The sequence below is a fragment of the Candidatus Omnitrophota bacterium genome (assembly GCA_021735655.1).
GTDB lineage: Bacteria > Omnitrophota > Gorgyraeia > Duberdicusellales > 4484-171 > JAHKAJ01.
This window is the reverse complement of the sequence record JAIPGM010000004.1, coordinates 70,916-93,552: the sequence shown is the minus strand read 5'-3', so window position 1 is coordinate 93,552 and position 22,637 is coordinate 70,916. Positions and strand designations below refer to the sequence as shown.

Sequence of the window (22,637 nt, the reverse complement as noted above, 5' to 3'; positions counted from 1 at the left end):
GCCCTGGCCTTTAGGCCGGGGAGGATTCACTTGATCAGCTAGATTATTTTGGAGGCGTTGAGAGGGTAAAACAATAAGGCGTAGATAAAATATTTGTTTGTATTGGTGATGGCCGATGTATAATATAGGCTAGCAAGAATTATGAAAATACAGTTGATCACTAAAAGTTTTTAAATGAACCGATTAAAATTAAATGAAAGCTATTAGTTTAAAAACCAGAATCATTCTTATAGTAACGATTTTTACCATAGTTACTATTAGTATGTTTCTTGTAATCCAGCTCGCTCACGAAGTGGGGACGGTTGACGGGTCGATAAAGTATAAGGCAAAAACAACTTCTTTACATATTGAAGAAAAACTAACTGAGGTATTAAATTCATCAGGAGCAGAGACCAAGCTAGAGGCCTTAGGTAAGGGTTTACAATTGTTAAGTGAAACTCTAGCATCTTCAATAGCGGACAGCGAAAAGATTAAAGCTGTAAATAAAGGGCTACGGTTGTTAAATCGACAACTAAGTATTGATTTGCCAATTGAAGAAAGAATTGGCTATCTTGGCAAAGGTTTGGAGTTTCTAAAGAATGCAGAGTCTTTGCAGGCAGCTTATATCTTGGACAGAAAAGGCCAAATAGTATTCTCAACCGAGAAATGGTTTTCCGGGGCTCAAGGCGATTATGATGATCTGGATATAATTAAGAAATTAAGACGAAACGAGACGGTTAGCGGCCAGTCGGTAGTGAATAAGAGCTTAAAACAATTTTCTGTATATATTCCACTCACCGATAGCCAGAAACGCATTCCCTTAGTGGTCCGAGCCTTTTTCCCTTTGGGTGACGTCTGGTTAGCCATAAAAAAAGTTTATCAACCGGCGATCATAGTAGGAGTGTTGTTGGTAATAACCAATATCTTTTTAGGCATTTTTTTATCCCGCTTAGTAGTCAGGCCAATAAGGGTTTTTAACCGGGCAGCTAAAACCATTGCTTCTGGCCAACTCGATTCGCGCGTAAGAATCTCTACTAATGATGAACTCGAAGAGCTGGCTGATACTTTTAATACCATGACTAAAGAATTAGCCTTAATGAAGGAAAAGGCAGAGGATGCGAATCCTCTTACCAAGCTCCCTGGCAACATCGTAATTATGGAAGATGTGACTAGAAGAATTGAAGAGGGTAAGAAATTTACAGTTATTTATTGCGATTTAGATAATTTTAAGGCTTTTAATGATAAGTATGGAATTCATAAAGGTGATGAAGCGATCATGTTAACCGGGGGTATATTTAAGGAGGCAGTTAAAACCAAGGGAGCCGCTACGGATTTTATCGGGCATGAAGGCGGCGATGACTTTCTTTTGGTGACTGAACCGGAAAGAGCACAAGATCTAGCCGATCACATAACTTCTACCTTTGATGAGAAGGTCAGAGCTTTGTACAATCAGGAAGATTTAGAAAGAGGGCATATTGTTGCTCATGCTCGGGACGGTTCAGTAAAGCAGTTTCCGATTATGACCATATCTTTGGCCGGCATAACTAATGCTCACCGGTCGATTGAATCTTATGCCGAAGTAACTAATATTGCCGCTGAAGTAAAGAAAAAAGCCAAGAATGAGCCAAGAAGCTGTTTTGTTTTAGACAAAAGGAAGGGTGATAGGCCAGCAGAGGCCTAAGCTATAAAAATAATTTAATGAGTAGTATCTTTAAGATTCCTTAGGAAAGTAAATCAAAGGTTCGCTTACTACGAGGTCTTCGGCAACTGCCTTAGTGCTAATTTTATCGCTGTCGCGTTCGCGAGAGGTTTTCTCATCATAGTGGATTTTCGGTGAAGCAGCATCCTTTTTGTCTTTATCGGAGAATACAACCCCATTGAAAATTAGCCCATTTACAAACAACACTATTAGAATAAACAGTATTTTTTTACTCATATTGTCCTTTTCTCCTTCAATTTAAGTATAACATTAGTTAGGACCATTGTCAAGGAGGTAACTTATTGGTAGACAGGAAGTTAGGAATAAGAACCATCGGTTATTTTTATCTCTGCTTAAGTATCCTTTACGGGCTACCTCTTTTCGTCTTTTCTACCCAACTGGTGATTTTTGGAGTAGCGGTTAGCCCTTTTTTGGCCAAAATCATTCATTTTAACTTTCTTATTTTATTTTGGTTTCTTTATTTAGCAATGAGGGAAGCTAAAAAAAGCGGCTTTGTGGCTGCTTTGTTTTTGCATATTATTTTTCTAATTAATGGCATTCTTATTGCCAATCAGAAGACGGCGTTTTTAAAAATAGAAGGCCTAAGGGCAACTAGACATAATGGTGAAAATTTAATTGTTGTTTTAGGTATAGTAATTAATATATTAATAATAATTTATTTAATGAAACGAAAGGCCTATTTCGTTGACAATGTCTAATATTTTGCTACACTAAGACTTAGTGATGAGTAAAAGGATATTTTTCAAAAATTTTCTTCCTTTGATTGTTGCTCTTGGGGGAGCTTTTGTCTTTTTCGCTGGCTATAACCATTATTTATTAGATAATTCATTAGTCAACTTAAAGCTTTCTTTAAGGGAGCTAGATGGAGCGGAAACAGTAAGCCAAATAAGGGCAGTTAAAGATATTTTAGATAATGCCTTTGTGGCAGAGTCAACCAAAGAAGGATTTGATCTAGCAGCGGCTTTAAAAATAGAAATTGGTGATTTAGCAAGCGAAAAAATTTCTTTCCAACAACGGGAAACTAATAAAAAGTATATAGAAGGCATGATTGCTGCAACTGAAATTGATGTTGCCAGCGATCTTCTTTCTCAAGCTTCTAGCGGCGACCACATCGAAGATGCAAAACATTTCATTCGAGCAACTATCGTAAAGAAACAGAAAGATAAATCGTTTTTACGTTCCAAGCTCGATGATTTTGTGATTGCTCTCACGACTGTTGGCAAAAAAGGCGTGAAGAGAAATTTAAATAAAGATATCGAAGATGTAAGAAGTAAGCTAGTCGCTTATAGTAAGCAAGGGTCTTATAGCAAAGAAGATCTCCAGCGAGAATATTTAAAATTGGGCCAGCTATATTTGCAGATGAAAGATTTTGATAATTCTTTAGTTTATTTGAATAAGGTGGTAGAAGCTGATCCCAACAACATAGAAGCCTTGGCGGCTAAGTTCTATTCAGGTATTGCTTATAAAGCCAAAAAAGATTTTAAAAAAGCACAGTTAGTTTTTAATGAAATAAAACAAAACTTGCCCAAAGAATGGCAGGGGTTTTCTAGCTATCAGGAGGCTAGCTCTCTTTACGCTTTAGGGGAAACTGAGAAAGCTTTAGCTATGTTTAAGGAAAATTTTGAGGCAGGTTTATCTCAAAAAACGGGACAGTTATCGCAACTTCGGGTAGGTTATATTTATATGCGTGATATGGAAGATATGAAAGCAGCTAAGGCTGCGTTTGATAAGCTAAAAACTAAGTCCGGAGAAACTGAGTACAGCGATTATTATGAGGAAAAGATTAAATACGATTTAGCCGATCATTATGGCTATGAAGGTTTTAATTTGTTGAGGGAAGGGTATCGAACTTCCAATCCCGAAAAATATTACCAAGCTTTGAAACAATTTGATTTAGCTTTAGGAGTTTCTTCTGATTTAGACTTAGCCTATAGCGGAAAAAGCTTGGCTTATAATTTGCTTAATAAAACCGAAGAGGCTCTAGAAGAAGTCGAAAAAACGCAGCAACTTTCTGAGAAAGGGGCTGAAAGTACAATTGTTTTAGGTTCAATTTATTACAATTTGGGCATGGGTGATGAGGCAATAGCTGAGTACAAGAGGGCCTCAAAAATTAACCCCAGTTTGGATGTATCGAATTACAATTTAGGAACTCTTTATCTGTTAGACAAGGATTATGCAAAAGCTAAGACTTTACTTATCCGAGCTATAAAAGTTAATCCTGATTTTGCTGAAGCCTATAATAATTTAGGTTATATTTTTTGGCTTGAGCGTGATCACCGCACAGCTCAAAAATATTTCAGAAAGGCCATAGCTTTAAAGCTCGATTATATCGAGCCAAAGTATAACTTAGCCGTAGTTTTATTTTCTTTGGGAGACTATGCTAGGTCGCGGGAAATGTTTAATCAGGTAGTTGGTCTGCAATCAGGTTACAGAAAAACCGAACAATATTTAACCAGGATTAAAGAAAGGATGGGCTACTAAGTGATGAAGTCGCTGTTTTTTTCAAGATTGGCCAGTAAATTTTTTAAGAAGAGAAATAGAAATTTTGCTAGGATTCGAGTGCACTGTTTATTGAAATATAAAAGCATTGATGGCCAGTCAAAGTTGTCTTTTGCCAGAGATATAAGTGCTGGCGGGGTTCTCTTCCATGCCAAGGAAAATATTCCGGTTAACAACATAGTAGAAATAGAGATAAATTTTCCGCCACGGGTTGATTCAATTAAAGTCGTGGCTAAAGTTTTAAGAAGCAGGGCTTTGAAGAAAATGGGTGGATATGATCTTGCAACCGAATTTGTCAATATTGATGAGAAGGCGAAAGAGTTTATTAATAATAGCATTGTAAATAGTTATAAGGCTCGAGGCAAGAATATTAGAGAGGGAGAAAGGCATTAATAAGGTTATGCAATATCAGCAGAGAACTTTGTTATTAAGAGTGATAATTATAGCTGCTGTCTGTTTGATTGGGGTGGGGTCAGTTGGAGCCTACGCCGAGACCGAGCCGGATCAGAATAGCTTTGATGTCTTGGTTCAGGAAGCTCAGGGGGGAAGACTTAGCGCAATAAGAAAATTTTTAGACAATCTTACTCCTTACGTTGAGCTTAAAACGACTATTAACGATAATATTTTTCTTACCACTGAAGATATTGAGGGAGATTTTGTTACTGAGATTAGCCCGGGGGTAAGATATGGAGATCTAAGCAGTCAGAAAAAAACTAATATTTTTGTTGATACCGGGATTTTGGTTAAACAATATGCTGAACATGACGAGCATAACGTTGAAAATCCCTATTTTAGTTTTTTGGTTAGCCATGGCCTGGGTATGTTTGCTTTAACTCTAGACTATCGATTCATAAAGGAACAGGCTACTTTGACCGACTTGAGCCTTACTACTGACGAAGGGTTTGTGGATTATTTAGAGCATTATCCAAAACTAAGCCTGGATGTAAATTGGAATCGGTTTCGTTGGGAGATGGCCTATCTACATCGCGATAAGGCCTACGAAGAAGGCGATTTTCGAACAACTCATAGCTATAAAGCCGATACAGTTAGTTTTACTGGGTCTTTAAGGATTGCTTCTAAAACCTATGCTTTTTTGGAGTACGATCATGAATGGAAAGATTTCTATAAAGGTGGGAGTGTAGACCGGGATCGCGATGAATATTGGATCGGAGTAAGAGGGGATATATTTTCAAAGATTAAGGGGCTAATAAAATTTGGTTATGAGGAAGGGCACTATCCAGAAGAGCACGTATCTTCCAATGCTGTGAATATAAATTTAGATTATTTACTTTCTCGAAGATTCATTCTTAATGTTAACGCTGAACAGGGAGTGGGAGCGTCTTCTATTAGCACTGATGAGCTAGATTCTTATTCTAACTTCGGTTTCGGGTTTCGATACTTTCCGCCGTTTAACCGAAAGCTAAAATTAATATCTAACGTCTCTTTTAATTTTGATGAATATGAATCTGGGAGACAAGATAAACAATACAATATTTTGTTAAGCTCAGAGTACACTTTAACAAAACAGCTAAAAATAATCGGTAATTATGAATTTGAAAAAATAGGTTCAGACTCAACCTTGGCTGAGCATGATAATAATATAGTGTCTTTAAAGCTATCAATGGATTTTTAAAATGATACCACCCGCAGAAGTAAAAGTGTTAGGCATTAAGGATTATTGGGAAATTTTTTTGAAGCGTAAATGGTTAGTTGTGTCTTTTATCTTGATAACCGTAAGCCTAGTTGCTTTTTATGATTTCACTCAACCTAAAAAATATCGGGCAGAGATGACAATGCATATTGAAAAGCAAAACCCGCAGATTATGTCTGAAAAGGGTGGGTATGCTTATCAGGGCGAAGTCAGAGATAGAGAGTATTATTATAGCCAGTATGGTTTGTTGAAATCACTTTCTTTGGCTGAACGGGTTATTGATAAGTTGGATCTTGCTAATGATCCTGAAATTGGCGGGAAGAGAAATCCGGCTAGAGTTCTTTTGTCTTGGGTTGATGTTAAGCCTGAGCGGATGAGCAATTTAGTTATCATTACGGTTACCGGTAGGGACCGTTTAAAAATAACCAGTATCGCTAACACTTGGGCTAGGGAATTTATTTATCAGGATATAGAAAGAAGGACTGGGATTGCCAAATATGGTGTTTCTTGGTTGGAAGGACAGCTTGAAGAAGCATTAAAGAAAATACAACAATCGGACAAAGAGTTAAATAATTTTGTTCGTAAAAATAAGATCGTTAATATTCCAGACATGGAGAAAGAGTATGATAAAAGTATTTTGCGTGACCTCGAAAAACAAAAATCTGACTTGGAAAATGAAGTGGCTTCCTTATCTAAGAAATACAAAGGAAAACATCCTGAAATACTTGCTTTGAATGAGGAGCTAAATACGGTTATTTTAACGATTAAAAGTGAGACTGAAAAATTCATGGCCATTCAAGATATTTCGGCTGAGTACAGAATTCTTAAACGAAGAGTAGATTCGAATAAATCGATATATGAAAACCTTCTGCAGCGGGCTAAGGAATTAGATGTTTCTAAAGAACTTTCTATTTCTAATATACGCATAGTTGATGAAGCTGATGTTCCTTTGTCTCCGGTTTGGCCTCGGCCGAAGCGGGATATCATTCTAGCTTTAGCGATGAGCATTTTTCTAAGCTTATCTTTTTGTTTTTTTCTAGAATATACCGATTCTACCTTGAAGACATCGGACGATGTAGAATTTTACGCTAAGCTCCCCTTTCTTGGAGCAATCAACTTGGCAAAGGAAGAGCAAACCCGAGAAAAACTAAATTTATTGTCTCACACCCAGCCTTTTTCTATAGTTGCTGAAAACTTTAAGAATTTAAGAACAGCCTTAATTTTTTCTTTTCCGGAGGATAAGCCTCTACGAACTATAGTCATTGGTAGTACTATTCCGCAGGAGGGAAAAAGTTTTACTTCTGCTAATTTAGCAATAGCTTTTGCACAAACCGGCGACTCAACTTTACTTATCGATGCTGATATGCGCAAGGGGCACTTAGCGAAATCTTTTAGTCCTTCTTCCGAAATTGGCTTAAGTAGCCTGCTGGCTGGCGTAGCTTCTTTAGAGGAAGTAATAGTGTCAACTGATGTCCCGAATCTTGATTTTATTGGTTGTGGTCATTACACGCCTAACCCCACAGAGCTTTTGGGCTCAGCCACTTTAAAAGATATATTGCGCGAGGTAGAGAAAAAGTATAAAAGAGTTATTATTGATTCCACCCCGGTTTTGAGTGTATCTGAGGCTATTCTTTTAGCGGATAAATGCGATGGGTTAGTTTTTGTGATTCGAGCCGGAGTTACTCCACTTAAGCATATAGCTGAAGCTAGGAAAATATTAGGCAATAAAACAAAAATTATCGGCGCTGTTTTGAATGGTATTGAGCAAAGTAAGGGTGGTTACTATTTTTATCATTATTCTTACTCCCCGGAAACTAAAAAATGATAAAAAAAGTAATTCCGGATTGGCTATTTGAAGCTATCTTGGTTTTTCTTATAGTTTTTGTTCCCCTCGGTTACGGTTCAGTTAAAGGAACATTTCTTTTTGTCGTTCAGATAACTATACTAGTTATTTTAGCTTTATATCTGGCGAGGAGTTTTCCTGGTCAGTTGCAAATTGTTTATCCGCGGCAGACCTATCTTTTAGTTGTTTTTATCGCTATTGTTATTTTCCAGATTTTACCGCTTCCACAAGCTGCAATAAAATTTATTTCATCAAAAACCTATTTTTTTAAGCATAACTATATGCCGCTTGATAGTCAGTCGGGATTTTTATCGTTATCTTTTTATAGAGCAGCAACTAAAGCAGAAAGCATAAATCTGTTATCATTTTTGATTTTATTTTTGGTTACACTTAATACTATAAAGAAACGCTCTCAATTCGAGCGTCTGTTTTTAACGATAATCATTTGGGGAGCGATTCTTTCATTTTATGGGGTCATAAAAAAGTATTTTATAATTAATGCTGAGATAACTGGTGCTTTTAGCACTTTCGGTAATCGTAACCATTTTGCCGGCTATATGGTTATGGTTGCGCCTTTGGCTGTCGGCCATGCTTTGTATTACCGAGACAAGGCTAAAAAAATTATTTTTGGATTCCTAGCAGTTTTGATTTCAGCCAGTGTATTTATTTCTCTTTCGCGAGCCGGATCGCTGAGTTTAATTTTTTCCTTGTTATTGATGGGGATATTTTCTAAACGAAAATTTTTAATAAAGAGTAGCGGCTGGATTATTCCCTTGGTATTAATTTTCGGTTTGGGATTAGTTCTAATTCCAGGCTTAGCCCCAATAAAAGCGCGATTTATTATGATTGAAGAGGGATTTTTGGGTCGTCTTAAGATAGCGGCTAATTCTTTGGCTATTATAAAAGATTTTCCTTTATTCGGTATAGGTCTAGGAAATTTTTCATATATTTTTCCCTACTATCAAGAATTCGCATGGAGTAAATTTTTTTACCATCTTCATAACGACCATCTCCAGATGGTTGTTGAAACCGGACTTATCGGAGCTTTTTTTTATCTGGGGTTTATAGTTACGATTTTTAAAAGCATTTTAAAAAAGATTAGTCAAAGGCAGGACAGTTTTGTAAAGATAATTACCTTAAGCGGCGCCTGCGGTCTCATTGGGGTTTTGTTGCATAGCTTTTTTGAGTTTAATTTTCATATTCCAGCGACGACATTCCTATTTTGGCTAATTTTGGCTTTAATTTATAAGTGCGTTAATACTCAGTTTAATCACCATGTGACTAATAAGAATAGAACTTAAATGAAAGAAAAGGTTTTTGATCGGAAAGAAAAATATATTTTTTTTATAGGAAGCATTTTTTTATTAATCTACCTCACTTTTTATATCAGTTCTAATTATAGAGCAAATTGCATTTACGAAAATCTTTCTACTTTTCAGAAACCAGATTTAAATGCGGCTAGTTTAAGTTATTACCGCAAGGTTTTAAAATCAGTATTTAAAGCCATAAAAATAAGTCCTGATAAAGCTGACTATTATGCAAAAAAAGGGGACTATCTATTAGAGGCCAAGGAAGAGGGGTTGGCTGATGAGCTTTCTATCGATAAGGTCCAAATAGAGAGTCTTTACAAGAAAGCAATAAGGTTGAACCCGACCAATTTTGATTATCACTTAAGGTTGGGTCGGTTTTATACAATCGAAGGCGATGAAAGGGCTAAATCTGAATTAATTAAGGCAACCCAACTATATTCCAAAGATCCGAATACTTATTCTTATCTTTTTGAATATTATTTAATTAAGGGCTTGGAATCAGAGTTAATTAAAGCAGCCCAGACTCAACCAGAAAATCCGATTATTTATTTATGTTTGGCTAAGTATTATTTTTCGGAGAATCAAGAGAAGACAGCATTTATAAATTTAATTTCATTTTTCCACTATCAAAAAGATAAAGTATCTAGGTATCAAGCCGCGCAGAAGATTAGCAAAAAGATAAAAAATGTAAAAAGAGCGGAGATAGACCTTGAGGGAAGAAAAACGAAGCTAATCGTTTATCCGCAAGCTCCTGAATTTTTTCTCAAAGAAGAAGGATTCCCTCAGTTGGAAATTAATTTGGAAATTCATGTTTATGCTAATGGTCCGATAACTGGAGTTACTCTTTATAGGGGGGTAGTACCGCAAGAAAAATTTCGAATGATAAAAAGAAGAGACGAGCCAATATATTATCGCCTTCGGATAAATAATGTTACTAACAATGGTTCGCTTGATGATTTTAAAATTAGTACTAATGATGGAACAGTGATTGAAAAAATAGAATTTATTAAAAGATTCTAATTTTTTTCAAAGATGTGGTATAATTTTTCCCCGTTGGCGGCGTAGCTCAGGCTGGTAGAGCAAACGGCTCATACCCGTTTTGTCGGTGGTTCAAGTCCACTCGCCGCCATTGTCTTCCTTCCTTAAATGCTGGTGGCTAAAAAGGATAAATAATGGAAAAGAAAAGTTTAGTTGTCGTAATGATTGTTTTTGTCATTATTGGTGTAATTATGGCATGTGTGTATGGTAAGATTACAAATAAGATAGCAAATATCGGTATGTTAATAGCTGCAATTTACTTTGTTATCCAAGGCATGAAACTTAATAAAGAGTCACCTAATAAGACAATTAAAGTATTTAAGTCTGTAAAAGTAGGTAAATTCACGATGTTCATGGGAGTAATTGTGTTTATTGGCAGCTTAATATCTCTTTTTGTTGGGTAGTTCACTTACTCTAAAGCAAAAGAATAGTTTAAATAAATGAAAAAGAAGAGGAGGTAAAAGATCGGATGAATATTGAAGTTAAGAAACCTACAGAGCAAGAGTTAGAAGTTTTAGGAGTTAAGAGTTGGCCGATTTGGGAAAAGGAAGCGAGTAGCTTTGATTGGTATTATGACCAAAAAGAGTCTTGTTATTTTTTAGAAGGAGAAGTTGAAGTAGAGGTTGAGAGTGGTGAAAAGATTAAAATTAAGAAAGGCGATTTTGCAACTTTCCCCAAAGGCTTAAGCTGCAAGTGGCATATTCAGAGAGACGTTCGAAAACATTACAAGTTCGAATAAACTAAGAAGTTTTTCTTTCCTGTTTTCTTTTCTTCTCTAGAAAATGTTTACCGCGTTCAGTTAGCTTTTCAAAGGGCAGCTCTTTTTTTGCGTGTAGCCGTACCTTTTCTTTAGCCTTTCTGATTTTTTTCCGGTGGAGCTTTTTTAATTCTTTTTTTGGCCTTCCCATAATATCTTCGATTATGGCTAAAACTCGGGTTTTGTCAAGGTTTTCTTTATTGAAAACTGGTTAGGTTTTGATAGAATGAGCATATGGTTTTTAAAGGTTTTTCTCAGAGGAAAATTTTTATAATAGCCAGCTTTCTTGTTTTAGGGGCAATTTTTCTTTATTTGAAGATTGATCTTGTGCTTTTCGAGGATCGGCTAATATACGGAAGTGACCCACGATATTCAGGGACAAACTTATCGGAGCGGGCTATCCGCCACGGGAAGCAACAAATTCGAAAAATGCTTAAAGACAGGCCGGGGATGTCCAAGTATGTTAATAGGTTCCATTTTCTAAGATCGGTCAGCGAGGAAGACTCTATTTGGCAGTGGGTAGTTAGAAAATATGCTGGTCAAGATTCTAGAGAGTTAGTCGATTGGAACCCCAAATATCCTCCTCAGGGTTGGTTAGCTGTAAATCGTAATCAAACCGGTCGCAGAGGATCTATTAGTATAAATATAATTTATACAAAAGAGACGGCTCATAATCGGAAAAGTATTGGCAGAGATCTTTCCTTTGAAGATCTGTGGGCTTGTGCTATATTTGAATTAATTAATATTAACAACAAAGATGAGTTTAATGATATTTTTGAAAAAGCCGCAGATAGAAAAATTACTAAAGAAGAGTTTGTTATGCAAATTGCCAAGGTAGAATTTGAAGCAGTTAAGAAGACAAAGGAATTTTATTATCGGGTTTGGCAGCCCTGGGCTATTAAGCATCGGTTTAAGACCAGTTCAAAATCACTTTTTGCCGGTTATGCCACAGCACCAACTGATTTAGAATATGGATATATGATGTTTGGCAGAGAGAGTTATTTTAATTTTTATCGAGATATGTACGATAAGTATTTTATTAATAATTAGGAGGGATTATGAGAAAAGACCGTTTAAAATGTTTAGTCGATGAGTACCGCTTAGTCCAGTTGCGACTGGATGAGATAAGAGGAGATCAGACAAAGAACCAGACTTCATTAGAGATTTCAAAAGAGCTAGAGAAAGACCTAAAAGAAGAGGTGGAGAAAGCAAAGAATTCAGAAGACAGCTCCTTGCTTAAGCGTTGGCAAGAAATCAGTAATTTTATTTCTGAAGATAAAGATTTACCTAGCCAGGAAGAAATAAAGAAAGCTAACGAGAAAGCTTCCGGGGAAGGGGAGAAGCTAATTGTTTACTATGAACGGAAGTTAAAGAGTGTAAGAAAATTATTAGGAGATCGGCTTGCTGAACTTGTTGAAGGCTATGCCGAAAAAAATATCCTAATTGGAGGAGGGTCTTCCTCAGAAGGGTCTTTTAGGAGAGTGGTAGACAAGGAGGAAGAGGAAAAAGAAATTACTGACAGACAAAAGAAAGACAAAGATGTTAATTTTACCAAGATGTAGAGGCAAATAAATGAAACCAGTAACTATAAGTATTTCAATTATGGTATTTTCATTTTTTGTCTTTCAGAATGTTTTTTCTGAAGGTAGAGTTGTAGATATCGAAACTGGTCTGCCGGGCATAGAGGGGAAGGCTAATGATGAGCCTTTAGATAGATGTACTGATCGTTGCGGTGATGGATTTTGTCAAGATAAAGGCTGTGGTTCTCGCGGATTTACTTGTTGCGAAACGGCAGAAAGTTGCCCGAAAGATTGCTTTAGAGATAAAAAGGCAACTCAGGAGCTTTTTGGTAAGCTCCGAGAGTTAAAAAAGGGTTCTTTTCAAAACAAACTAGACATTGATGATTCAGAAGAAGAGTCTGATCAGCCAGAAGTAGTTATTCAGAAGGGTGAAGGCGTTATAACTAGATGTAACTACCGGGCTGGCAGCAGGGCTTGTGGAGCTTGTTATTGTCTGAAGGCGAGCAAAGGAAATACGATAGTATTTAATGGTCGAAAGCTAAGAGGGTGTGCCAGGCTAGATATTTCACAGGTTGGGGATTTAAGTAATTTTGTAGATAAGGCCGTTTTTTATAAAGGAACTTCTGATTTTGACACTACTTTTATTTGCCCACAACATTTTCAGTTATTTTCCATCGAAGAAGCCGAATAATAATTTAGAAACAGTTAATAGCTTGGACAGGTACTTTTCCGTCAACCTGATAGGTGGTTAATTGTAATGGAAACTTTAGTTTAATGAAAAACTTTTTATATTCTATAAGACCAAGGCAATGGATTAAGAATTCTTTTATACTTTTGCCTTTAATTTTCGGAAAGAAGCTTTTTTCTTATCCTGCTAATCTTGATGCCGTAATCGCTATGGTTTTGTTTTCAATGACATCGGGTGCGGTTTATCTGTTTAATGATTTAATTGACGTAAGGAATGATCGGGTTCATCCCTTAAAGAAATTTCGGCCAATTGCTTCCGGTAAGCTAAGCATCGCCAACGCGTTGATAGCGGCAATTATTTTATCTTTTTTGTCTATTGGCCTAGCTTTTGTTTTGAACAGATATTTGGGTTTGGTTATGCTTATTTATCTGTTGTTTAATTTAATTTATACAAAGGTGCTTAAAAACTTTGTTATTGTCGATGTTTTTTGTGTTGGTGGGTTTTTCCTTTTGCGAATAATAGCCGGCAGCGTGGCTACCGGAATTGAAATGTCACATTGGATTATATTAATGACGGTTTTGCTGGCATTATTTTTGGGATTTATTAAAAGGCGTCAGGAGCTGATAATTTTGCAAAAAAAGGCTGTTTTACACCGGAAGGTTTTGTCTAAATATAGCGTATACTTTATAGATCAAATGATAGCGGTGCTGACGTCTTCGATGGTAGTTATCTATATGCTTTATACAGTAGACACAAGGACTATTAATGCATTTGGAAGTAATCATCTTATGTACAGCCTGCCGTTTGTATATTATGGTATATTTCGTTATCTTTACATAATTCATCAACGCTTTAAACACGGAGATCCTACGCGAATACTTTTTGCTGACTTAAAGTTGCAGCTTAATTTGGCCCTCTGGTGTATAGTTTGCATTTTAGTAATTTATTTTGGAATTTAAAACCAGAGCCGCGATAGCCGCTGATACAGATTTTTATGTTTTGATAAATGGAGCAAAAGGAAACCCTAAAGCTCGGGCTAACCCAGAGAGCGCTTTAGAAGCAGAGCAGATTAGATTTTTTAAGAGATTTCCATGGGTAGATATTGCAATTTGAAGATGGACTAAATAGTTGTTGCTTAAATCACCTTTTCTTTTTATAATAAGGCCTATATGCAGGGGTTTTGGGAAGGAATATATAGAAATAGGGCTTTTTGGGCTATTGTAACCACAATTTTCGTAGCCCAAGTTTTAAAGATTTTTACCGGGCTCATAAAAGATAAGAAGTTTAACTTTTTTTGGGTTATGGGTACTGGCGGCATGCCATCAGCTCATAGTGCCGCAGTGGTTTCTTTGGTTGTTTGCGTGGCCAAAGAGGCTGGAACCGGATCTATTCTTTTTGCGATGAGTGTTTTGTTCGCGGTGATTAATATGTTTGATGCCCAAACTTGGCGGCGTTCGATAGGCTTCCAGGCAAAAGTGCTTAATCGAATGGTTGAGGATTTTCAGGAAGGAAAGAAGATTGGAGAATCTCGTTTGCGAGAACTTGTTGGTCATACTCCGATAGAAGTTTTTATCGGGGCCATAGTCGGCATAGTAGTAACTCTTTTCTTTTACCGATAATTAAAATAAAAGGAAAGGCTTAATGAAGAAAATTCACATAGTTATTATTGTCAGTATCAGTATGGTGATAATTTTTACGCTTATAGCCCTATCTTCAAAAAAATCAACCATACCTAAAAAAACTATTTTTAAATCGGCAGTTTTAAAGGAAGCTGAATCAGCTTTTTCGGTTGGATCGTTCAAAGAGGCCAAGAGGTTGTATCAGGAAAGTTTAGAAAATGTCGATGATCCTAACCTAATCAATAGTATTCGCCAGAAGATTGAAGATATCAATATAAGAATTATTTTTTCAAAAGATCTTGATCAGTGCAGCACTACCTATGTTGTTCAACCCAAGGATACTCTAACAAAAATTTCCAAGAAATTTAAAACCACGGTAAGTCTAATTAAACGTTCTAATAATTTGTCGTCGGATACGATTCGTCCTAAGCAAAAGTTAAAGGTAGCTTCTTGTGAATTTTCGATAGTAGTTGATAAGTCGCAAAATTTACTTTTTTTAAAACGAAAAGGTGAAGTAGTAAAAACCTATATTGTTTCTACGGGGAAGGATAACTCAACTCCGGTAGGTAAGTTTACTATCGATCGGAATAAGCTTAGAAATCCTACTTGGTTTAGGACCGGGGCTATCGTTGATCCTGCAGATCCAGAAAATATTTTGGGTTCTCGTTGGATGGGTTTAGAGGGTAAAGATGCAAACGGAGAAGATATAAAAGGGTACGGCATTCATGGAACAACCAAACCTCAAGAATTAGGTAAACAGATTACCTTGGGCTGCATACGGATGAGGAATCAAGAGGTTGAGGAACTTTTTGATATTGTTCCGATAGGAACCGAAGTGTTAATCATTGATTAGATATTATGATGCAGACTTGGGATTTTGAAAAACCAATTATTGAGCTAGAGAATAAAATTGAGGAGTTACGAAAGTTCTCCAAGGATAAGGCGGTTGATCTTAACTCTGAGATTTCCGATTTGGAAGAGAAGCTGCAAACTTTGAAGAAAGAAGTTTATTCTGGCCTATCGGCTTGGCAAAAAGTTCAAATCGCCCGTCATCCTAATCGGCCAACCACCCTTGATTATATAAATTTAATTTTTAAAGATTTTGTTTCTCTTTGTGGCGATCGTCTTTATGGTGATGATCTAGCTTTAATCTCAGGTCTTGCTAAGCTGGATGATAGAAAAATTGCTATCATCGGGCATCAAAAGGGTAAAGATACCAAGGAAAACATTGAGCGTAATTTTGGCTGTGCTCATCCGGAAGGATATCGCAAAGCTATGCGGGTGATGAAATTGGCTGAGCGTTTTTCAATGCCAATTCTTTGTTTAGTTGATACTCCGGGAGCTTACCCGGGAGTAGGGGCCGAAGAGAGGGGCCAGGCTCAGGCAATTGCTGAAAATATTAGAGATATGTTTTTGCTCAAAGTGCCGATTTTAGTCGTAGTCATCGGCGAAGGTGGAAGCGGCGGGGCTTTAGGTATCGGTGTTGGAGACAGGGTTTTGGTTATGGAGTATTCTTATTATTCGGTTATTTCACCTGAAGGTTGCGCAGCAATTCTTTGGAAAGATGCATCTAAACGTGAAAAAGCAGCTGATGTTTTAAAGCTTACTGCTCCGGAGCTTCTTTCTTTGGGGCTCATTGATGGGGTGATTCCTGAAGTTGAGGGTGGCGCTCATTGGGAGTATGAAGCATCAGCCGGTAATTTAAAAAAAGCAGTTAATAAAAATTTAGACGAACTTACTCAGCTCTCTGTACCGCAATTGCTAAGCTCTAGACAACAGCGTTACAGAAAGATGGGAGTTTTTAACGAGTAACGGATGCAACGCCTAATAATATTAGGTATTTTAAAAAATAGCCCACGACACGGTTACGAGATAAAAAAGATTATAAAGAAAGACCTCGCTGTTTTTACCTCTCTTGAAAATAAATCAATCTACTATCCTTTAAAGATTATGGCCCGAGAAGGGCTCATCAAAAAGACTACTGCTAAAGATAAAGGAAGACTGCCTAGATACGTATACTCTATTACTCCTCATGGTAATAAAGAATTTTTAAGGCTGGCCCTAGAAGCTTTATTGAGCGAGAAGCGGCCGTTTATCGATATCGACATTCCTTTATATTTCCTTCCTTTTTTAGATACAAAAGAAGTAATGGCCCGCTTGCGTTTGAGGAAACGATTCTTAGAGAAAGTAAAGCAATGGTTGTCTGAGAACATTGCGATTGAAGAAGAATTTCCAGTTCACCAACGCCTCCTTCTTAAACATCACCTTAATCTCTTAAGTGCCGAGGAAACCTTTGTTGATGAAATTATCGGCATTGTTAAGGATTACTAAGGACTAAAAATCCTTAACTGAGTTTACTTTTTTAGTCTAGTTGAAAGGTCTCCCCTTAAATGGTAAAATTGAATTGAGAGGGTAGGTTAAATATTGGGTTATGAGGAATTTTAAGGAAAAAGGCCAAATAAATAAAGCTATGCGTAAGAGTTTTTCTAAGCGGGCTGGGTTTACTCTATTGGAAGTGATGATAGCTGCGGCTATTATAATGATAGTTGCTAGTGGGTTGATTATGGCTTTTGTTTCTTGCGCTTTTCTCAATGAATCAAGCAATAACTTAGTAGCTGCGGCTAACGATGCTCAATGTGTATTAGAGGAGATCAAGACCTTATCTTATGGGGATATAGATGTTTATTCTCCGCCGGTGTTTGATAATTTGATAGATGAGAATGTTACTGTTCAGGCGGCAGGTACAGAAACGTCGCTTACGGAGGTAATAGCAAATGTTAGCTGGTCTGAAAGGCAGAAAACAAGATATTTTGAGCTCTCAACATGCATTCATCGCTAAGCAGAAAGCATTTACCCTTACGGAGATATTGATTGCTTCTCTGGTGCTGTCACTTATTGCTACTGCAGTGGTTAGAGTTCTTCAAGCAGGAGAATCAGTTTTTCCGGTAATGACTGCCAAAATAGATTTTCAGGCTAAGATAAGGTCGATAGGGAATTTAATAGTTAGAGATATCCGCCAGGCTCCTTGCTGGGACATAGCCAACAATAACCCTTCTGCTTCGTATATTAAATTTCGGACGGTTGACGGGATAAATACAACTACCGGTAATTATATATTAAGTCTGGACTATATTGAGTATGATTACGATAATACTTTAAGTAAGATTACGCGCAGTGTTATTGATAGCGGCAACAATACAACAGAAAGCAGGGAGTTTATAGGCATAACAGAGCCGCCTTTTTATACTATCGATACTGGCGGCGCGAGAACGACGGATAATTTTAAAGATAATCTTAATAATAGTAAGAGGATGGTTGTCGCGATCACCGGCCAAAGTCAGGTTCGGGAGAGGGACCTTCTTCCAATTACCTTAGAACTGGATGTGAAAATAAGAAATGAATAAAAGAGGCGGTGTTTTAATCCTTAGTCTTTTAATGATGTTGATTATGATTATGCTATCGACAGCACTTTTTTTAAAAACTATAAATGAGAACAAGCTTACCACAAGATATGTAGGGGCTGTCGAAGCTTTTTGGCTGGCCGAGGCTGGTATTGCAATGAGCAAGGGTAATCTACCCGACAATACATCTGGATGTATGAAAAGTAACTATTGTTATGCGGCAACCACAGAAGCGTTAGGTAATTGGTATTATCAGATCGACTCAACCGGCACAGTTACTTTATCTTCCGGGGCAACAATCGAAAAGTCTTTACGCGCAATTGTAAGAGTAGATCCTCCTGATTCCTCCAAGTTCCAATACGCGATTGAGACAACAGGTGATTTAGTAATTAAAGGCCAGGCATATACCATTACTCCTGAGGATTCGTTCAATGAACAAGCGGTTTTAAATTTTTCGGATTTGTTTGCAAATAGTAAAGAATCAGTAAAGAATATGGCCACGCACCTTTACGATGAAAGCACTTTTGGTGAGCCGGTTGACGGCATAACCTGGGTTGAGGTTTCTCCGGGGGTAACTTTGACAACGGCAGGAAATTTACAGGGCAGCGGGATTTTAGTCATAGAAGGGGACGTTCACATGTCGGGAACTGAAAATTTTGAAGGTATAATTTATGTTATCGGGGAACTTTCAATTACCGGTAATGTTGCTATCAGCGGGTCAGTTCTTGCTGAAAGCGGCGCCGGTATAGATACTACCATTAAGGGCAGTGTCGATTTAGCTTATGACCCTGACCTGATAAGTGCAGCTTTAGCTAATTTGGGGTTCTCATCTTCGGAGACAGTGTCTTGGCAAGATATTGAATAGATAAATACAGTAAAGATGACATATTGGCAATAGAGCCCTTGGGCTTAGATGCCGATGCTCAGTTTATTTCTTGGAGGGATGCTCAGAATATTTATCCTCTTAACTGAGGTAAGATCATGAAGCCAAAGGGGGCTTACTTTAGTTGAATTAAACTAGCGGTTTTGTCTAAAATTACAGTAAATATAATATGTTTTCGGTTCAGTCGAGTTGACACTAGCAATGAAAGGTGTTAGTATTTTGTAGTAAGCGTATAAATACTATATTATTATAAGAGGGGGCAGAGTGAAAACAAAAAATAGAATAACTAATTTAAGTCTAGCCAGAAGGATTTGGATTTCGATTGCTTTGGTTTCTCTCATTCCGTTGATTGTGCTTCTTTACTATTTATTCGGATACCAGATATCTTTTTTTGCAGCTACGACATTATTATTAGTTGTAATTTTGGGATGGCGAGTTGTTTTTGAGGTTTTTTCATCAATTATTAGACTATATACACAATCAAAGACTGCTTTAGAAGATATTGGCGAACAGGCTCCAGAAATTTCAGATGAAGTCCAGAGCCTAGAGACAGTTATTAACGTACTTTCGGATAAAGTTAAAAGCGGGTTTGAAGAATTAAAAGACTTTACTCAAAAAACCGAAGAACTCAACCGAGAGGTCACTAAGAAAGTTCTTGTCCTCTCAGCTATTCTACAGGCCAATGATTTATTTTCTAAGGATGCTCCGGCTGAAGAGATTATTAAGTTTTTAAGTGAGCATTTAAAGAAGATTTTGGAAACTAATGTTTGTTTTTGTAGCTTAAAAGATGATGCTCAAAGTAAGCTAAAACCAATTTCCTTTTTAGGAGTAGAAATACCGATTATCGATTCTTTTATTGAAAATCGTAATAGTGATTTACCTCAGAGGATGAAGCTGTCAGTTGTTGATTCTAGCAATAAACCTAAGCCTTATCTGGGGTGGGCTAAAGAATTGGGGCTTGTGAATATGGCTTTAGTCCCGGTTGTTGCTAAAGGCATAGTTGTTGGTATCGTCGGAGTCGGCAATAATCAGGATGAGTATAATTTTAGCAAAGACGAAATAGATGTTTTGAACCTATTTTCTCAAAATGTAACTCTTATTTGGGAGCATCGACGTCTTTCTTCAAAGATTGAAGATTTAGAGGTGCTTGACGATTTGACTGATCTATATAATGAAAAGGTAATTATTAGAAGGCTTGATGAAGAAATAAGGCGCTCAAGCATTTATCAGCGTCCCTGTGGCTTTATCTCGGTTAGTTTGTTAGATCCTGATAAATATCAGAAAGAATTTGGTTTGATTGAATCTGAGAAGATACTTAAAAAAATCGCCCATGGCTTTAAGAGAAGTTTGCGTCCGATTGATATCGCCGGAAGAATAGGCCCCCAAACCTTAGGTGCCATTATTATAGAAAGCAATAAGCGTCATTCTCAAGAGGCAGCGAAGAAGGCAGAAGCCGCTCTTAAGGTAATAACTCAGGGAAAAGTTAAGCTTTCTTTTTCGGTGGCAGCAAGCCCATTGGACGGGACAACTGCCAAAGAGTTGATTAAATTCACCAAGCTTAAGAAAAATAAGCAAGATAATTAAATGAAATCTCACAAAAAAATAGATAAGCCTTTGGGGCAGATTTTAGCAGAAAGAGGGGTAATTACTCCCGATCAACTGAAGGAAGCTATAACAAGCCAGAAACGTCAAGGAGGTTTAATCGGTGAAGTCATTGTAAGTTTAGGCTTTGCCAAAGAGGAAGATATTGCCTATTGCTTGTCTTTACAGTTTGGTTATCCCTATCTTCCTTTAGAGAACTATCAAGTTTCCGAAGAGGTAGTTTCTTTAGTCCCCAAAAACGTTTGCGGTCATTATTGTTTACTTCCAATAGATAAAATAGGGAACACTTTGACTTTAGCTATGGCCAATCCTCTTAATATTCATGCCATTGAAGATTTAGAAGACCTGACCCATTGCGATATCCAAATATTTGTTAGTACCCCTTCAGACATACGTAGTGGTATAGGTAGATTCTACCCTTAAATGAAGAGTAAAAAATTTACCGATTACATATTAGAAAAAGGACTTTTAACTAAACAGGATTTAGATAAAGTCTTAGTCGTCCACAAGGAGAAGGGCGGTTCTTTAGTTGAGCAGCTTATGCAGTTAGGCTACATAAAAGAACCAGATCTTCTCGATTTACTATCTAGCTATCTTTCAATCCCACCGGTTCGAATCCTTAATCTTAATATTCCCAAGGAGATCATATCTTTAGTTCCGGAAAGAGTCGCCCGAGACCATAAGGTTTTACCAATCGGCAAGATTGGCAACACCTTAACCTTGGCCATGGGTGATCCTTTAGATATTTTAGTTATTGACGATATTAAAAAAATTACTAAGTGTGAAGTAAATCCGATAATTGCCCCGCTTTCAGAAATAAAAGAAGCCATCTCAATGCATTATTCTCAGGTCCATATGGTTTCGATTGAGGATATTATTAAGGGGCAGCATGCCGAAAGCTTAGAGTTTGTAAAAAAGGTCAAAAAGGAAGTAACTCAAGAAGAAATCGTCCGTTCAATTGAAGAGGCTCCGGTAATAAAGTTTACCAATTCTTTTTTAACTAAGGCAGTTGAAGAGGCCGCTTCAGATATTCTGATAGAACCCTTAGAAAACGTAAGTCGGATTCGATTTCGGATTGACGGAATTTTGCAAGAAATCGATACCTTTTCAAAAAAAATTCATCCTTTTGCTATATCACGGATAAAGGTAATGTGTAATTTAAACATTGCCGAACACCGTTTGCCTCAAGAAGGAAGATTTCGGAGCAGAATTTCAAATAAAAATGTTGATTTTCGAGTTTCAGTTCTTCCTACTAGTGTTGGAGAAAAAGTCGCGATTAGAGTTTTAGATAAGGCAACTGCTTTACTTAATTTGGATCTTTTGGGGTTTGAAGAAGATGTTTTAAAACAGTTACGGGAAGATAGTCTTAAGTCTCACGGTCTTCTTTTGGTTTGTGGTCCTACTGGGGCCGGTAAGACCACCAGCCTTTATTCGGTGATTAAACATGTTTACGCACCGGAGAAGAACATAGTTACCGTAGAAGATCCGATAGAATACCAATTAAAAGGGATCAACCAAACCAGTATTAATCCTTCGATTCATTTGACTTTTTCTGCCTGTTTACGTTCAATATTGCGTCAGGATCCGGACATAATAATGATCGGTGAGGTCAGAGATGCTGACACTGCTGACATGGCCATAAAGTCAGCTTTAACCGGGCACTTAGTTCTTTCCACACTTCATACTACGACCAGCGCAGGTTCAATCACTCGTCTTATTAATATGGGAGTTGAGCCATTTTTGCTTTCTTCGACATTGGTTGGGGTGCTCACTCAGCGTTTAGTGCGAATGTTGTGTCCTAAGTGTAAAGAGGAATTTGAATTATCTGATTCGGTTCGCGAGCGATATCTTATTAATAAAGAAGTTTTAATTTATAAATCAAAAGGCTGTAGAAATTGCCAGAATACTGGCTATAAGGGAAGAGTTGCCCTTTGTGAGTATCTGCACGTTGATCAACAAATAAAAAATTTAGTAAACTCTTCGGCTTCAGAAAGTATCATTAAGAAAAAAGCCCGTAACCTAGGTATGCGTACTTTGCGCCAGGATGGAATTTTGAAAGTCGAAAAAGGAATTACTACTTTAGAAGAAGTACTTAAAGTTACTGCGCCAGATGAACCATTAAAATAA

Annotated in this window: 27 protein-coding genes and 1 tRNA gene; 26 read left to right on the top strand and 2 right to left on the bottom strand. The window is 37.1% G+C overall.

Going from position 1 to position 22,637, the window contains the following annotated elements:
• Positions 1 to 193: 193 nt before the first annotated feature.
• Positions 194 to 1,660, top strand: coding sequence for a HAMP domain-containing protein (locus K9L86_04655; protein ID MCF7908144.1), 1,467 nt, complete (start codon positions 194 to 196; stop codon positions 1,658 to 1,660).
• A gap of 30 nt (positions 1,661 to 1,690) precedes the next feature.
• Here the strand turns inward: K9L86_04655 and K9L86_04650 are convergent, their stop codons facing one another.
• Entirely contained in the window at positions 1,691 to 1,915 is a 225-nt protein-coding gene (locus K9L86_04650; protein MCF7908143.1) for a hypothetical protein, read from the bottom strand.
• A 65-nt stretch (positions 1,916 to 1,980) separates the two neighbouring features.
• On the opposite strand from K9L86_04650, the gene K9L86_04645 reads away from it, so the two are divergent.
• The 10 genes from K9L86_04645 (at position 1,981) to K9L86_04600 (ending at position 10,779) form a co-directional block, all read left to right on the top strand.
• A complete protein-coding gene (locus K9L86_04645) occupies positions 1,981 to 2,397 on the top strand; it encodes a hypothetical protein (GenBank protein MCF7908142.1) in 417 nt (138 codons plus the stop codon).
• A 25-nt stretch (positions 2,398 to 2,422) separates the two neighbouring features.
• Entirely contained in the window at positions 2,423 to 4,180 is a 1,758-nt protein-coding gene (locus tag K9L86_04640) for a tetratricopeptide repeat protein (GenBank protein ID MCF7908141.1), read from the top strand.
• Positions 4,181 to 4,183: 3 nt separating this feature from the next.
• Positions 4,184 to 4,591, top strand: a complete 408-nt coding sequence (locus tag K9L86_04635) for a PilZ domain-containing protein (GenBank protein MCF7908140.1) — start codon at positions 4,184 to 4,186, stop codon at positions 4,589 to 4,591.
• Between the two features lie 7 nt (positions 4,592 to 4,598).
• Entirely contained in the window at positions 4,599 to 5,831 is a 1,233-nt protein-coding gene (locus K9L86_04630; GenBank protein ID MCF7908139.1) for an outer membrane beta-barrel protein, read from the top strand.
• 1 nt (position 5,832) lies between these two features.
• Entirely contained in the window at positions 5,833 to 7,674 is a 1,842-nt protein-coding gene (locus K9L86_04625; GenBank protein ID MCF7908138.1) for a polysaccharide biosynthesis tyrosine autokinase, read from the top strand.
• Entirely contained in the window at positions 7,671 to 8,993 is a 1,323-nt protein-coding gene (locus tag K9L86_04620; protein ID MCF7908137.1) for an O-antigen ligase family protein, read from the top strand. Before K9L86_04625 ends, K9L86_04620 begins: the two co-directional genes overlap by 4 nt.
• A complete protein-coding gene (locus K9L86_04615) occupies positions 8,994 to 10,022 on the top strand; it encodes a hypothetical protein (GenBank protein ID MCF7908136.1) in 1,029 nt (342 codons plus the stop codon).
• A 35-nt stretch (positions 10,023 to 10,057) separates the two neighbouring features.
• Positions 10,058 to 10,131: transfer RNA gene (locus K9L86_04610), tRNA-Met, on the top strand.
• Between the two features lie 43 nt (positions 10,132 to 10,174).
• Positions 10,175 to 10,444 carry a hypothetical protein gene (locus K9L86_04605; GenBank protein ID MCF7908135.1) on the top strand — a complete coding sequence of 90 codons (270 nt, stop codon included), beginning with the start codon at positions 10,175 to 10,177 and terminating at the stop codon, positions 10,442 to 10,444.
• A 65-nt stretch (positions 10,445 to 10,509) separates the two neighbouring features.
• Entirely contained in the window at positions 10,510 to 10,779 is a 270-nt protein-coding gene (locus K9L86_04600) for a cupin domain-containing protein (GenBank protein MCF7908134.1), read from the top strand.
• A gap of 1 nt (position 10,780) precedes the next feature.
• On the opposite strand, the gene K9L86_04595 is transcribed toward K9L86_04600, so the two are convergent.
• Entirely contained in the window at positions 10,781 to 10,948 is a 168-nt protein-coding gene (locus K9L86_04595) for a hypothetical protein (protein ID MCF7908133.1), read from the bottom strand.
• 83 nt (positions 10,949 to 11,031) lie between these two features.
• Between K9L86_04595 and K9L86_04590 the strand changes: the two genes are divergently transcribed.
• The 15 genes from K9L86_04590 (at position 11,032) to K9L86_04520 (ending at position 22,637) form a co-directional block, all read left to right on the top strand.
• Positions 11,032 to 11,847, top strand: a complete 816-nt coding sequence (locus K9L86_04590) for a hypothetical protein (GenBank protein ID MCF7908132.1) — start codon at positions 11,032 to 11,034, stop codon at positions 11,845 to 11,847.
• Between the two features lie 8 nt (positions 11,848 to 11,855).
• Complete coding sequence (locus tag K9L86_04585) at positions 11,856 to 12,359, top strand: hypothetical protein (GenBank protein MCF7908131.1); 504 nt, start codon at positions 11,856 to 11,858, stop codon at positions 12,357 to 12,359.
• Between the two features lie 10 nt (positions 12,360 to 12,369).
• A complete protein-coding gene (locus K9L86_04580; protein ID MCF7908130.1) occupies positions 12,370 to 13,008 on the top strand; it encodes a hypothetical protein in 639 nt (212 codons plus the stop codon).
• Positions 13,009 to 13,091: 83 nt separating this feature from the next.
• Positions 13,092 to 13,964, top strand: coding sequence for a decaprenyl-phosphate phosphoribosyltransferase (locus K9L86_04575; protein ID MCF7908129.1), 873 nt, complete (start codon positions 13,092 to 13,094; stop codon positions 13,962 to 13,964).
• Complete coding sequence (locus K9L86_04570) at positions 13,954 to 14,118, top strand: hypothetical protein (protein MCF7908128.1); 165 nt, start codon at positions 13,954 to 13,956, stop codon at positions 14,116 to 14,118. Before K9L86_04575 ends, K9L86_04570 begins: the two co-directional genes overlap by 11 nt.
• A 56-nt stretch (positions 14,119 to 14,174) precedes the next feature.
• The gene (locus K9L86_04565; GenBank protein ID MCF7908127.1) at positions 14,175 to 14,624 is read left to right on the top strand and encodes a divergent PAP2 family protein; all 450 of its coding nucleotides are present in this window, start codon (positions 14,175 to 14,177) and stop codon (positions 14,622 to 14,624) included.
• 22 nt (positions 14,625 to 14,646) lie between these two features.
• Positions 14,647 to 15,477 (top strand): L,D-transpeptidase family protein, encoded by an 831-nt coding sequence (locus K9L86_04560; protein ID MCF7908126.1) that lies wholly within the window; start codon positions 14,647 to 14,649, stop codon positions 15,475 to 15,477.
• Positions 15,478 to 15,482: 5 nt separating this feature from the next.
• Positions 15,483 to 16,436, top strand: coding sequence for an acetyl-CoA carboxylase carboxyltransferase subunit alpha (locus tag K9L86_04555; GenBank protein ID MCF7908125.1), 954 nt, complete (start codon positions 15,483 to 15,485; stop codon positions 16,434 to 16,436).
• A 3-nt stretch (positions 16,437 to 16,439) separates the two neighbouring features.
• A complete protein-coding gene (locus tag K9L86_04550; GenBank protein ID MCF7908124.1) occupies positions 16,440 to 16,955 on the top strand; it encodes a PadR family transcriptional regulator in 516 nt (171 codons plus the stop codon).
• A 100-nt stretch (positions 16,956 to 17,055) separates the two neighbouring features.
• Positions 17,056 to 17,463: a prepilin-type N-terminal cleavage/methylation domain-containing protein gene (locus K9L86_04545; protein ID MCF7908123.1), complete on the top strand. Its 408-nt coding sequence runs from the start codon at positions 17,056 to 17,058 to the stop codon at positions 17,461 to 17,463.
• Complete coding sequence (locus K9L86_04540) at positions 17,399 to 18,028, top strand: prepilin-type N-terminal cleavage/methylation domain-containing protein (GenBank protein ID MCF7908122.1); 630 nt, start codon at positions 17,399 to 17,401, stop codon at positions 18,026 to 18,028. The genes K9L86_04545 and K9L86_04540 overlap by 65 nt, the downstream gene beginning before the upstream one ends.
• A complete protein-coding gene (locus tag K9L86_04535) occupies positions 18,021 to 18,890 on the top strand; it encodes a hypothetical protein (GenBank protein ID MCF7908121.1) in 870 nt (289 codons plus the stop codon). The genes K9L86_04540 and K9L86_04535 overlap by 8 nt, the downstream gene beginning before the upstream one ends.
• A gap of 282 nt (positions 18,891 to 19,172) precedes the next feature.
• A complete protein-coding gene (locus K9L86_04530; protein ID MCF7908120.1) occupies positions 19,173 to 20,492 on the top strand; it encodes a diguanylate cyclase in 1,320 nt (439 codons plus the stop codon).
• Complete coding sequence (locus K9L86_04525) at positions 20,493 to 20,933, top strand: hypothetical protein (protein MCF7908119.1); 441 nt, start codon at positions 20,493 to 20,495, stop codon at positions 20,931 to 20,933.
• A complete protein-coding gene (locus K9L86_04520; protein ID MCF7908118.1) occupies positions 20,934 to 22,637 on the top strand; it encodes a GspE/PulE family protein in 1,704 nt (567 codons plus the stop codon). It abuts the gene before it with no gap.